This is a genomic window from Paenibacillus sp. FSL R5-0341 (assembly GCF_037975235.1).
Taxonomy (GTDB): Bacteria; Bacillota; Bacilli; order Paenibacillales; family Paenibacillaceae; genus Paenibacillus; species Paenibacillus amylolyticus_A.
In genome coordinates this window covers 3,903,028-3,915,603 of the sequence record NZ_CP150241.1, presented here as the reverse complement: position 1 = coordinate 3,915,603, position 12,576 = coordinate 3,903,028, and the positions used below count along the sequence as shown (strand labels likewise).

Annotated in this window: 10 protein-coding genes; 8 read left to right on the top strand and 2 right to left on the bottom strand. The window is 48.1% G+C overall.

Annotation, left to right across the window (positions count from 1 at the left end; translation table 11 throughout):
* Positions 1–23 precede the first annotated feature (23 nt).
* A complete protein-coding gene (locus tag MKX75_RS17505; RefSeq protein ID WP_339166211.1) occupies positions 24–1,634 on the top strand; it encodes an extracellular solute-binding protein in 1,611 nt (536 codons plus the stop codon).
* Between the two features lie 85 nt (positions 1,635–1,719).
* The gene (locus MKX75_RS17500) at positions 1,720–2,751 is read left to right on the top strand and encodes a glycosidase (RefSeq protein ID WP_339166210.1); all 1,032 of its coding nucleotides are present in this window, start codon (positions 1,720–1,722) and stop codon (positions 2,749–2,751) included.
* A gap of 60 nt (positions 2,752–2,811) precedes the next feature.
* On the opposite strand, the gene MKX75_RS17495 is transcribed toward MKX75_RS17500, so the two are convergent.
* Positions 2,812–5,142, bottom strand: a complete 2,331-nt coding sequence (locus MKX75_RS17495; RefSeq protein ID WP_339166209.1) for a helix-turn-helix domain-containing protein — start codon at positions 5,140–5,142, stop codon at positions 2,812–2,814.
* Between the two features lie 280 nt (positions 5,143–5,422).
* On the opposite strand from MKX75_RS17495, the gene MKX75_RS17490 reads away from it, so the two are divergent.
* From MKX75_RS17490 to MKX75_RS17470, 5 genes are read left to right on the top strand one after another with little or no spacing between them, the layout of a single operon-like run.
* Positions 5,423–6,472: an amidohydrolase/deacetylase family metallohydrolase gene (locus tag MKX75_RS17490; protein WP_076331771.1), complete on the top strand. Its 1,050-nt coding sequence runs from the start codon at positions 5,423–5,425 to the stop codon at positions 6,470–6,472.
* Positions 6,450–7,559 carry a DgaE family pyridoxal phosphate-dependent ammonia lyase gene (locus MKX75_RS17485; protein ID WP_076331490.1) on the top strand — a complete coding sequence of 370 codons (1,110 nt, stop codon included), beginning with the start codon at positions 6,450–6,452 and terminating at the stop codon, positions 7,557–7,559. Before MKX75_RS17490 ends, MKX75_RS17485 begins: the two co-directional genes overlap by 23 nt.
* The gene (locus MKX75_RS17480; RefSeq protein WP_076331491.1) at positions 7,556–8,311 is read left to right on the top strand and encodes a KDGP aldolase; all 756 of its coding nucleotides are present in this window, start codon (positions 7,556–7,558) and stop codon (positions 8,309–8,311) included. Before MKX75_RS17485 ends, MKX75_RS17480 begins: the two co-directional genes overlap by 4 nt.
* Entirely contained in the window at positions 8,304–9,317 is a 1,014-nt protein-coding gene (locus tag MKX75_RS17475; protein WP_076331492.1) for a sugar kinase, read from the top strand. The genes MKX75_RS17480 and MKX75_RS17475 overlap by 8 nt, the downstream gene beginning before the upstream one ends.
* Positions 9,318–9,327: 10 nt before the next feature.
* The gene (locus tag MKX75_RS17470) at positions 9,328–10,050 is read left to right on the top strand and encodes a GntR family transcriptional regulator (protein WP_076331493.1); all 723 of its coding nucleotides are present in this window, start codon (positions 9,328–9,330) and stop codon (positions 10,048–10,050) included.
* A gap of 87 nt (positions 10,051–10,137) precedes the next feature.
* Here the strand turns inward: MKX75_RS17470 and MKX75_RS17465 are convergent, their stop codons facing one another.
* Positions 10,138–11,634 carry a hypothetical protein gene (locus MKX75_RS17465; RefSeq protein WP_339166208.1) on the bottom strand — a complete coding sequence of 499 codons (1,497 nt, stop codon included), beginning with the start codon at positions 11,632–11,634 and terminating at the stop codon, positions 10,138–10,140.
* A gap of 269 nt (positions 11,635–11,903) precedes the next feature.
* On the opposite strand from MKX75_RS17465, the gene MKX75_RS17460 reads away from it, so the two are divergent.
* The gene (locus MKX75_RS17460) at positions 11,904–12,497 is read left to right on the top strand and encodes a cupin domain-containing protein (protein ID WP_062835050.1); all 594 of its coding nucleotides are present in this window, start codon (positions 11,904–11,906) and stop codon (positions 12,495–12,497) included.
* Positions 12,498–12,576: the final 79 nt, after the last annotated feature.

The window sequence follows — 12,576 nt, the reverse complement described above, 5'->3', positions numbered from 1 at the left end:
TGATAACAAGGGAGGAATTATGAATGCCGACCACACGCAAACCATGGAAGCTTCTGTTATCTTCGGCTTTAGTTCTTACACTACTGGCAGGCTGCAGCAATTCAAACGAAGATGAAGCGAACAACAATCTCGGAAAAGTCGCTGTGAACAATGAAGGTTTCCCGATTGTTAATGAACCCGTTACTCTGTCGCTTATGGCGCCAGATGTAGGGATTCAGAACTGGGAGAACATGGCGGTGCTTCAGCAGATGCAGGAGAAGACCGGTATTACGCTGGAATACAAGAATGCACCGAAGGACAGCTTCGAAACCAAGAAAAATCTGGTGCTCGCCAGTGGGGATTACCCGGATATCCTCTATGCTGCCGGTTTGACAACTGCAGAGCAAATGAATTACGGAGAGCAGGGTATCCTCATCCCACTGGAGGATCTGATCGAAGAGTATGCTCCGAATTTCAAGGCGCTGCTGGAAGAGAATCCGGATGTCCGCAAATCGATTACTGCACCGGACGGGCATATCTATTCCTTGCCCGTAGTAGAACTTAGCCAGCACTGGTACCGCAATCCGATGTGGTATAACGGGGATTTCCTGAAGGCACTAAATATCGATAAACTTCCCGAAACGACAGAGGAGTTGTATACCTATCTGAAACGTGTGAAAGAGGAAGATCCCAACGGCAATGGCATAGCCGATGAAATTCCGATTTCCTCGGTGACAACACCTGCTGCAAACCTTCGCGATATCCGTACATGGCTGCTTGGTGCCTTCGGCATTTATGAAGAAGAAATTTATGTGGACGATGCGGACAAGGTGCATTATACACCACTTGAAGAAGGCTACAAGGAATATTTGACCTATATGAACCGCCTGTGGTCTGAAGACTTGTTGGATCATGAGAGCTTCTCACAAACAGCGGAGCAAAAGAAGGCCAAAGCACAGAACAATCAAATTGCCCTCTTTTCGGACTGGCATGCCTACATGAGCAAAGGTGGAGAGCCTTCGACGGCAGATCCGATGTTTGCACCTGTCCACAGTGAATCCGTTGCTGCTCCAGCGATTGCAAAGAACAGGGGGATTACAAGTGGCGCTTTTGCGATCACGCAGAGTAATCCTGCTCCGGAAGCCTCTCTACGCTGGGTGGATTATCTCTATTCCTATGAGGGTGCCATGTTCTTTAATAAAGGTCCAGAGGGAATTCTCTGGGAGTACACCGATAAAGAGAACCGTGTCAAACAGTACTTGCCGGTACCAGACGGCAAGGAAATGGAAGATTACCGGGCAACGCTGACACCTAACTACGGCATACCCGCTCCAACCCTGTCCATGGATGATATTAATAAGGGGCTGAAGACAGACTTTGACCTCTGGGTAGAGCAGGAGACCAAGCAAAAGCTTCTCGATAAAGGCGCACGGATTCCGTTTCCAACTCTGTTCCTTACCGTGGAAGAGCAGACAGAAATCAGTAGCCTGAATTCTGATTTGAAGACATATGTGAATCAGATGGAGGCGAAATTTATCACCGGAGCCGAGCCGCTTACAGGCTGGGACAATTATGTGGCGACCGTTAAAAAAATGGGCGGAGAGCGTATGGTTGAAATCAATCAGGCTGCCTATGATCGCTGGGAATCCAACTAACCAGGTCTATGCGCATCAATTTGCTGTAAAAATGAGATATAAGCATTAAACGCGTTCCTGAACATTAAATGCAGGAGGATTAGACATGCAAATCACGAGACATCCGAATAATCCCATTGTCGTCCCGGGCGACTATGAATGGCGCAAGGTTACGGTTTTCAACCCTGCAGTTATCATCGATAACGGCAAATTTTATATGATTGAGCGCACCGCTGGTTCCCTAACGCCATGCAAAAATTACTTGGGGCTGCTAGAGAGTGAAGACGGGGTAAACTTTACCCACGTGAAGGATGAGCCAATTGTGACGCCAGACATGCTGGGATTCCCTTATGGTAGTGTACAGGACCCGCGGATTGTCAAAATTGACGGGACCTTCTATCTTAACTACGCCCTCCGCCCCTGTGCCATGAGTTATTACCCTACCGGGGCAGGCGTCCCCCTTCGCTCTATTCCGGAATATCCGGACGGGTGGGGGGGCGAGGAGGGACATTGGCTAACCCGGTCCTCTATTTTGAAATCAGATAATCTGCTGGATTGGGAGTATGTGGCGGACACGACACCTCTTGATATTAATGACCGGGACAACATTCTGTTCCCCGAGAAAATAGGTGGCAAATTTGTACTGTTGCGCCGCCCCGAGGAATATGTGGGAGAAGCCTACGGTACGGAAAAGGCGGCCATGTGGATTACCTACTCCGAGGATCTCGTGAACTGGGAAGAGCCCAAGCTGCTAGCTACCGCCCAGAACCTCTCCTGGGAATCGCGGAAGATTGGTGGCTCTACACCCCCGATACGTACGGACAAGGGCTGGCTGGTGCTCTATCATGGCGTCGATGAGGATGTTGTCTACCGTGTGGGGGCCATGCTGCTAGATTTGGAGCATCCGGAGAAAATCATTGCCCGGACGCATCATTTTATTATGGAGCCAGAGACGTATTATGAGAAATTTGGGTTCCAGATCCCCAATGTCATCTTCCCGACCGGAAATGTGGTCAAAGATGGACTGCTCTATATCTATTACGGGGTAACAGATACGGCGATTGCCCTTGCAACAGTTCCTCTGGATGAGCTGGTAGAGCACATCCTCCAGGAAGGACAGCAGCAAAATAAACCATAAAATGAAGTTGAATCTTCAAATATAAGAATGTAGAACAGAAAGGGTGGAAGCTCCACCAACTTAAACAGGTCTTTTCGTAGTAACCCCTCTCAAGGCATGTTCCTTGCGATACTGCCCTGGTGTCAGACCGATTTCTTTTTTGAACTTGCGGATGAAATTTGGCGCATCCATATAACCGACTTGCTCAATAATTTCTTTGAGCGGTGCGCTAGTGTTCTCCAGCAGCCGCATGACCTCATCCACACGCCGCTGCCAGATATATTGTGAGAAATTGCTGCCGGTCTTCTCTTTGAAGCTTCGGCTTAGATAAGAAGTTGAAATGGCAAACTTAAGCGCCACATGTTCTAGACTGAGTGTGTAGTCTGCAAACTGCTGATCCACGTAAGCCAGAATGTCATCCATTAATGTAGACTCGCTTGTCTTCGTATTCAGCTCCACTTGCGCGCAAATGTCAGCGGCCAGACAGATCAAACGGCTCTCGAGTTCTTCAAGTGTTTCGAAGGAGGTCAATTCCGGCATATTGGCGAACACTTCGTTCATCCCAAGTTCGGAGGCGGTGCGTAGAAAAGCGTTCAGCAGATCGAAACAGATGCAACGTAGTAGATGAACTTGCAACGGCTCGTCTTTGATCGTATGAATGGTATCGGCAATCATTTGGACGGCTACTGATTCGTTGCCCTGCTTTAGACTCTGCTCCAGTTTCAGCATGGATTTGCGCGGAATCCAGAAGCTCTCGGCAGCAGAAGGGTTCAGCTCTGCAAGCTGCTCGAAGTAAGTTACCTGACCACTTCGCCGGATGATCCGGTGCTCCAGAGCTGCAGCTGCTTCAATGAAGGATTGGTTAAGACGGGCCAAGTCCCTGTAGGCCATGCCGACACCGATACTTAGAGATAGCTGCGAGTGCTCGCGGATTAACGTTAGAATGGCTTCAATGACCTGTTCCAATTGACTTTGAATCGGCTTGTCCGCATCACTGGGAAGTGAAATAATCAGAGCAAACTGGTCCTTGACCGAGAATTCTACACCGAAGATCTGAGCACTGGTACCTGGAAGACATACATTGCTGAGTATATCCTGCAGCTGATGGCGTTCCTGCCAGGACTTGCCACCGGGCACAGTATCATCCCAGGACAGAATAGCCGAGAAATAGAGCCCCTGTCCTTGAGGATGCCTGAATCCTGCGCTAAGAATCATTTGTTCGATCTCTGGATCATCCGGCTTGCCGTGCTTGAGTAGCAGCAGCATGCACTGATTGCGGACGAAGGGCTCCTGAAAATCAATTTTAACACTGTAATTGTGGAGGGTCTGGTGTATCCATTCCCATTCATTGCGGAGCTTGGAAGCATCATCGTCACTGCCTCTCATCTTGTCCACCAAATCCCTGATCGGATGGTACTGCCGTTTGGCTAACAGCATCGCAGCCACTATGCCGGTAATGACCGTAATACAGAAAACGATTAGGATCAGGGTCTGGACATGGGCGACACGGCTGAAGAATTGGAAGCTTGGCATCGTGGTCACATAGGTCCAGCCATTTTCTTCAGATTGAACAGAAACAACGGAGTATTGTTCTCCGTCCATCTTCAAATTATGAATACCGGGCTCAAGTGTAGCTAAATTCTCAATTTCGTCCTGGGGAAGGCTGATGCCATGGCTATTTGCGGTCAACACCTCTCCGGAGGGATTGAAAATATAACTGCTTCCTGAGAAATCACTCAAAATCGAATCCATGACCCCAGTAAGCTTGGATTCTTTCATTAAATAAACAACGGTCCCATATGGAAACGGGTCATTCGGTTTAACGGGCACAAGCATGACAAGCATAGACTCCATTCGGGAATTAACCTTCACGCTCTCAGCGGGACGGACCAGGGGCTGCCTAGTTTCATTCAAGTCCTGCCGCAATTCTTCCGGATTCCAATGCTCGAACTGATAGAGACTATTAAAGGTGACATTAAGATTAGCCAGACCACGGTATGAATAGATGTTGGCATCGTTATGGAAATAGAGAAGCAGATCCTCTGCAATACTGCTGCTAGCTTTGTAATTGGCCAGCGCCTGAATCGCCTCCAAGCTGTAATAGGGATGCTTTACCATATAAGGGGTAAGGTGTTTGTCATAGGCGATTCTTCCCGCTATTTCCTGAAGCTCATTCATACGGTTATCTATAGTGCTCTTCACCTGGTTAAGCTGATTGACATTTGATTGTTCAATCTCTACACGCAATCCTTTGACAGCGTTTTCATATACAAAAATAGTTACACCAGTCAGAGGGATCAGAAATATGAGAATGTAAGAAAAGGCATATTTCAGCAGAAGCCTTGATTTGAAATGATTCCAGCTGAGTCTGAATCTGTTGAGCAAGGATGGCTTGAGTGCCGAATTTGCCATGAAGCAGTCCCTCCCGTGTTAAGATATTCGGATTAAAACTTTTGAATTAGAAATCAGTGTTCTCTTCTGGATTACTCTTGTGCTAGTATAAACATTATAACATTATAATCTTTAGAATAAAGTAGATCATCAGGCTTATTTTCAACTAATTAGAAGTACAGATTTCATGTCATGAATCATTTTTTTTGAATTTTGCCTGTAAACCGGGGTTGACAAAGGAGATGGATGAGTGGGCACAGAGAATGTGCTGCGTAATTTGCAGCTTGTTGACGGGCGGATTATGGATATCGCCATTCAGGACGGGATCATCACCGCCATTACACCGCCAGGACAGGCTGAAGGAGAAAATGAGCTAGATTGTTCAGGGTTATATGTGTCCAGTGGGTGGATTGATCTGCATGTGCATGCCGTCCAGGAGCTTGATCCCTATGGCGATGATATCGACAAAATTGGTGTGAAGCAGGGGGTGACAACGCTTGTAGATGCTGGGAGCTGCGGTGCAGATCGAATTGGAGCTTTTTATGCCGCAAGACTACAGGCTGCTACACAAGTATTTGCTCTGTTGAACATTTCAAGCATCGGGCTCGAACGGACGGATGAATTGTCGCAGCTGGAATGGATTGACCGGCGCAAGGTCCTGGAGGCAGCAGCGGCTTATCCTGATTTCATTGTTGGTCTGAAAGCCCGTATCAGCCAAAGTGTCGTCAAAGGCAGCGGCATACTTCCGCTCAAGTTGGCACGCACACTCTCGGAAGAAACGAAGCTTCCGCTTATGGTTCACATCGGTTCTGCCCCGCCCGCTATCTCTGATGTGCTGGAGCTGCTACAGTCGGGCGATGTAATCACCCATTACCTTAACGGCAAGTCCAACAATCTGTTTCATCCGGATGGCACACCGATGCAAGAATTACTGGATGCTGCTGCTCGGGGAGTTCATCTGGATGTGGGGCATGGCACAGCGAGCTTCTCCTTCCGCATCGCAGAACAGGCCAGGGCTGCAGGCATTGCGCTAAATACAATCAGTACGGACATTTACCGAGGCAATCGTATGAATGGTCCGGTATACAGTATGTCGAATGTGCTGACGAAATTTCTATACCTCGGCTACAGTTTGGAAGAAGTCATCCGCGCGGTTACAAGAAGTCCGGCGGAGTGGCTTGGTAAGCCGGAGCTCGGGCTGATTAGGGTGGGACAGCAGGCGAACCTGACTTTGTTTTCCCTGGAAGCAGGCGAAAAGCAACTTGAGGACTCGGAAGGTGATGTCCGGGTTACGCAACACTATATTGAGGCTAAAGGAGTCTTTGCTAATGGGTCACTCATTACAAGCTAAATATGGATTGAAGCGTGTTATTAATGCCAGTGGGAGAATGAGCATCCTTGGCGTTTCCGCACCAACGGATTCCGTCATGGATGCGATGAAACAGGGCGGACAGCGTTACGTGGAGATTGCGGATCTTGTGGACAAATCCGGAGAATATATTGCACAGTTACTTGGGTCGGAAAGCGCGGTTGTGGCGAACTCCGCATCCAGTGGTATTGCGCTGTCGGTAGCAGCCATGGTGACTGGCGGAGATCCACGTCTCAGCCTTCGTCTGCACCAGGAACCGGTATTGAAAAATGAAATTATTATGCTAAAGGGTCATAATGTGCACTATGGAGCGCCGGTTGAAACCATGATATTCCTTGGCGGCGGCCGGGTAGTGGAGGTCGGATACGCCAATGAAGGCCGTAAGGAGCATATCGATCAGGCAATTGGTGAACGTACTGCAGCCATTCTTTATGTTAAATCCCATCACGCTGTTCAGAAGAACATGATTTCTTTGGAAGAGGCCTGGGAGGTTGCACAGCATAGAGGGGTGCCGCTGATTGTTGATGCGGCAGCGGAAGAGGATCTACACAAATATATCCAACTTTCGGATCTGGCCATTTACAGCGGGTCGAAAGCTATTGAAGGCCCTAGTTCCGGCATTGTCGCTGGCAAAAAGAAATATGTGGAGTGGCTTAAAGTACAGCTACACGGGATTGGCCGCAGCATGAAGGTTGGCAAAGAGACTATTTTTGGGTTACTTCAAGCGCTAGAGGAATACCAGGACAAAGCGGATAATAGCGAACGAGAGAAGCAGATGCTGGAGGGTCTTCAGCCACTGGATAGACTTCCTGGTGTTTCGGTCCGCATCGTGCAGGATGAAGCCGGCAGATCGATTTTTCGGGGGCGTGTCCAAATTGATTCCTCTCTTGTTGGGGTGGATGCGAAGAAAGTAAATGACCAGTTACGTGAAGGATTAATTGCGGTATATACCCGAGACTATGGCGTCAAGCAGGGTTATTTTGATATTGATCCAAGGTCGCTGCAAGGGGATGATATGCAGGTCATCGTCAGCAGAATACATGAAATCGTGGGAGGCAAACCGGAATGAGTCATATTCAGCAGTGTCTGTATAAGAACAGGGCCGCAATTAATGTACTGGCCGGCAGTATCGGGAACGCCAAGGATGTGTACGAGGCTGCGGAAGGATATGTACTTGTTGGTGTGCTCTCCAAAAATTATGCTACGTCGGAGGAAGCTGTAGTCGCCATGGCTGAATATGGTCAGGCGATTCAAGATGCCGTATCTATCGGACTCGGGGCTGGAGACAGCCGTCAGGCTGCAGTTGTGGCGGAGATTGCAGCGAGTTATCCGGGAAGCCATATCAATCAGGTATTCCCGGCGGTGGGGGCAACCCGTGCCAACCTGGGACCTAAAGATAGTTGGATTAATTGCCTGGTATCTCCGTGCGGACAGCCAGGCTATGTAAATATATCCACTGGCCCCATCAGTTCAGCAACCACTCCGCAGGCCATTGTTCCGGTTCATGCCGCCATTGCACTGGTTCGTGACATGGGAGGGAACGCGCTCAAATATTATCCGATGCAGGGGTTGAAACTGGAAGAGGAGTACCGTGCTGTTGCCAAGGCTTGTGGAGAAGCGTCTTTTGCTCTGGAGCCTACAGGCGGAATCGATCTGGACAGCTTTGGACCCATTCTAGAGATTGCACTACAGGCAGGCGTACCTCAGGTTATACCACATGTCTATTCTTCAATAATTGAGACGCAGACCGGGAATACAAACGTACAGGATGTCCGCAGACTGCTCGAAACAATGAAATCACTGGTGGACCGATATGCCTAGGGTTGCTGCATTTGGTGAAGTGATGATGCGGCTGCAGGTTCCGGGCTACGAAACACTGGTCCAGAGCAGCAGGCTGGAGTATTCTTTTTCCGGCAGCGGGGTGAATGTAACGGCGGCACTAGCGAGATACGGCCATAACGGTGCTCTTATTACAACTTTACCGGAAACTCCGGTGGGTGAAGCGGCTCTCGCTTATCTGCGCAAGCTGGGGGTAGATACCTCTCTTATTAGCCTGGGTGGTAAACACCTTGGGATGTACTTTCTGGAGAATGGTTTTGGAGCCCGCCCTGGCAGAGTCACTTACACAGACCGGCTGGGCAGCAGTTTCAATACCGCGGACGCGGCCAATTATGATATGAAGGATCTTGCATCCCGGATCGATGTTCTTCATTTATGTGGTATTACGCTGGCTATGAATGATGGCGTGCGCAAGCAGATGAAACGGCTTGCTGAGGAAGTGAGGAATGCTGGGAGGAAGGTTGTATTTGATTGTAATTACCGTCCCGCGTTATGGGGGACAGATGGTTATGTCAAGGCCCGCCCGCATTATGAGGAACTGCTGGGGCTGGCAGATTTGGTGCTAATGAATGAGAGGGATGCGAAGTGTATTCTTGGCATCGGAACCGGAGAATATGATAGAATAACACAGATGAAACAAGCGATCCCTGAAGTTGCAAAGCGCTTCGGAATCGGAACGGTAGCAGGAACCCATCGAGAGATTAACGCGGACCATACGCATTCCTTGACAGGATATATCTATCATCAAGGTACGTTCGTATTTTCCCGCAAGATGACTTTCCCGGTGTACGACCGGATCGGTGCCGGCGATGTATTTGCTAGCACCATCATCCATGGAGAATTGCAGGAATACCCACACGAGTACACGGTTAATTTGGCAGTGGCGGCAGCGATGCTGGCCCATACCACTCAAGGCGATACAGCGCTTTTTACCGAGAATGAGGTGCTCCGCGCGCTGTCGGACCATCCCTCAGATGTTGAAAGGTAGTGAACAGTGAGTGTCTCTGAAGCGCAAGCAAGGTCCTTTATATCAGCAAATCCAAAAAATTCTTAAAGATCGGATTCTACATGGAGTATATCCTCTTGGAAGCATCATCCCCTCTGAACCACAGCTGGAGAAAGAATTTGGCGTCAGTAAAATGACAGTCCGCGGTGCGGTCCAAGAGCTGTCGCAGGAAGGTTACGTGCAGAAGAAAAGCGGTGTTGGCACAATTGTGATGCGCAATACCTCTCATCAGAAGCTCTCAAAGGGCAAACGGTTTACGGAGCTGCTCGTAGAAGAGGGTCAAAAGCTGGAAAAGAAAGTTCTGAATTCCCGTTTACTCACCAATGATACTGGAACGGAGGAATATGGTCTCTATGGGCCGCATTGCCAGCGTATTGAAAGGCTCTACATTCTTAACGGACAACCTTATATTCATCTGATACACTTCTTGGCAGCAGCTGCATTGCCCGGCGGAGGCAAAGAAGAAATGAATGGAGATATCCAATCCCTGTATGACTCACTGGAGGAGAACGACATTTTGCTGGAGAACTTCAAAGACCGTTTCTTTGTAGAACCTGCAGCTCCTGAGGTATGCCAACTGTTGAAGATTCCCCCGGGGACACATGTGCTCAAGCGCCTGCGTAACTCCTTCGATGGAGAAGGCAGATTAATTGAGCACAGTATCGGCTGTTACAACACGGAACTTCATCATTATCTGGTGAGCTACGACACTTGAGGTCGGGGGTGCAAAAAAGGGTCCTGCCATGTTCATAACAGGACCCTTTTTGCGTAAACAACGGTTTATTGGTGAACTAGAAATCCCTCAAACGATCAATACCTCAAATAATCCCTCGTGATTAACCTTAACTGAATCATCTTGACGCAGTTCCAATTGCTCATTCAACTGATCCAGTAGCTCCGTTAGAACAACATAAATCTCTTCCCGCTCAACGGTTTCAATAAAGCCGGTCTTAGCATCCATCTTGTTGAAGGTCTGGGTGTAGTTTTCAACCATGGAGACGAGTTGCTTGTGTATAGACTCCTGATCCATGGGACCTTGACTTAATTGACGGATTTCCTTCAAGCACTGCTTGAACAATTGCGTTGCTTTTTTTGCGTGTGCCTCCTTGATGTGGTCCCTCCCATCCCAATCCCGAAATGGATTGTTCAGGTTCTCCGCAAGCCATTCCGGTTTGCGTGCTTTGGTGATCTCCACATCAAATCCGGCAGCAGCGGATTTTTTATATTTTGTTTTGATCGACTTGGCTGCATCGGCAGGCAGGCTGGTTAGCCACAGCGTAGTCAATTCCGGAAGTTGCTCTGGATCAGGGAATTGTTCACCATTGAAGCCGAACAGGTCATATGTAGTGAAGGTTTGCAAATTTGCCCACTGCTGAATCGTTTCTATATTGGATACATTGCCGGGTTTACCCCACAATCGCAACTCTGAAAGCTCAGGATAATACTGCACAAGTGGCTCCAGATTGAGCTCCGTGATATCTCTGATATGCAGACCTTCAAGTCGTGAGATACCCGTAACCTGTGGCAGGTCCGATGGAACATTGAGAGTGATGCATTTACCGTCTTTGAGAGCCACGATACGCAGATCTGGAGACAGCTCACCTGTGAAATTCAGACTCGTCATTTTCGTGTTCAAAATTAACTCCCTCAACCCGCTGACATCCACAATAAGTTTGGTCAGGTGGCTCTTGCTGATATCCAGAATCGTTTGACCATGATCTATGATATGAAGTTCATTAATAAACGGGTTGTCCTCTATAAATGGAAAGATCGATTCCGTATATCCATTCATCTCAATATGTGTTAGACAATGTAGCTGTGCGAGCTCGGTTACATCTTCCTCAGACTTAGGGCTGAAATCGCGGAGTGTACTCGTACTGCGCCGCATTACACGATCGCCAATCATGACTTCTTCGTCATCATGCACAGCTTGTTTGAACTCTGCTCTTCGGATCGCATCGATACCTTCCCATTCACGCTGGAGATAGAGCTTTTCTCCCATCGGCCAGCCTCCCCCATACGTATTCATTTTCTCGGTGTAGAGTGGAGGGAGGTTGCCTGCAAGCACATACTGTGAAGGAACAATAGCACTCACGAAACTATGATCAACTCTGTCATTCCAGAAATAGAAATTACAGATCAATGGCTTCATCTGATGAAGCTGCATTTCATTAGGCAGTTGGTCACCAGTCCAATCCAATTGAAGAACTGAGGCAAGCGTGTCGGACGATTTACCCTCCGTTTCTTTGAGTCCAGTTACCTGGCAGGCGGCATATTGTTGTAATTTTTCGACGTACACGCAGTATATATCTCCAACAGTAGGGATCATGGTATGCTCCTTTCGTTCTGTACCAATGGAAGCTAAGCTACTATTGCAGCAAGTATCCTGTATAACTAATAATAGATGAATTATATCAAAGTCATTTAGAGACTTCCATTTTGAGATAGAGTCTGACTTGCTTGAATACTTTTATAAAAGGAACGATGTCTACGGACACAGGTATGAGTCGCATTTCCTCCGCATACAGTACAACAATGAGATGTATGCCAAGGAGGAGAAATAACCGTATGATTGATCCGATTTTGCAAGCTCCGAATGTTCCGTTAGCTGCCGATTCTAATGCGGTTGTCAATTATCAGAGGGATTCACGCAACTATATAACCCAGTTGTTTGGAGAACAGCTGCCGACCATTGCAAATGGTTTCTTCAACGTCTACTTAAGCAAAGGAATTATTGTGCAGCCGCACTGGCACACCAATGTCACGGAGATGGTTGTGGTCATCACCGGTGAAATTACAGCGTCAGTATTCAACCCGTTTACGCGTGAACGATTGACATACCGTCTGAAACCAGGTCAGGTTGTTGTATTTCCGAAAGGCTGGTTTCACTGGTTTGTCGCTGAGACAGATGATGTATATGTATTAACTATCTTTGATCAACCAACGCCTGATATTGTGTTTGGAGCGGATTTCTTGGCAGCTACACCGCCGGAGGTGGCTCACCGCGCGTACTGTTTGGATGAAGAGGCATATGCCAGAGCCGTTGCATCCATTAAAAATGATGCCATTCTGGGCCCTCCAATAGGGTGTGATACTGCTGTTTCTGACCTGTCAACCCAACCATCCAATGCGTCCAAACCAACCAAAGGATCTAAAGACTAGGGCAATTCCTCTCTAATAAACTAGAACCATTCAAGCCTGCAACTGGAACTTATTCGGTTGTGGGCTTATTCTATGCGTT

Coding starts and splice junctions, on each gene's coding strand:
- MKX75_RS17500 (WP_339166210.1), top strand. CDS start 1,720: ATGCAAATCACGAGACATCCGAATAATCCCATTGTCGTCCCGGGCGAC.
- MKX75_RS17490 (WP_076331771.1), top strand. CDS start 5,423: ATGGATATCGCCATTCAGGACGGGATCATCACCGCCATTACACCGCCA.
- MKX75_RS17480 (WP_076331491.1), top strand. CDS start 7,556: ATGAGTCATATTCAGCAGTGTCTGTATAAGAACAGGGCCGCAATTAAT.
- MKX75_RS17475 (WP_076331492.1), top strand. CDS start 8,304: ATGCCTAGGGTTGCTGCATTTGGTGAAGTGATGATGCGGCTGCAGGTT.
- MKX75_RS17485 (WP_076331490.1), top strand. CDS start 6,450: ATGGGTCACTCATTACAAGCTAAATATGGATTGAAGCGTGTTATTAAT.
- MKX75_RS17495 (WP_339166209.1), bottom strand. CDS start 5,142: ATGGCAAATTCGGCACTCAAGCCATCCTTGCTCAACAGATTCAGACTC.
- MKX75_RS17460 (WP_062835050.1), top strand. CDS start 11,904: ATGATTGATCCGATTTTGCAAGCTCCGAATGTTCCGTTAGCTGCCGAT.
- MKX75_RS17505 (WP_339166211.1), top strand. CDS start 24: ATGCCGACCACACGCAAACCATGGAAGCTTCTGTTATCTTCGGCTTTA.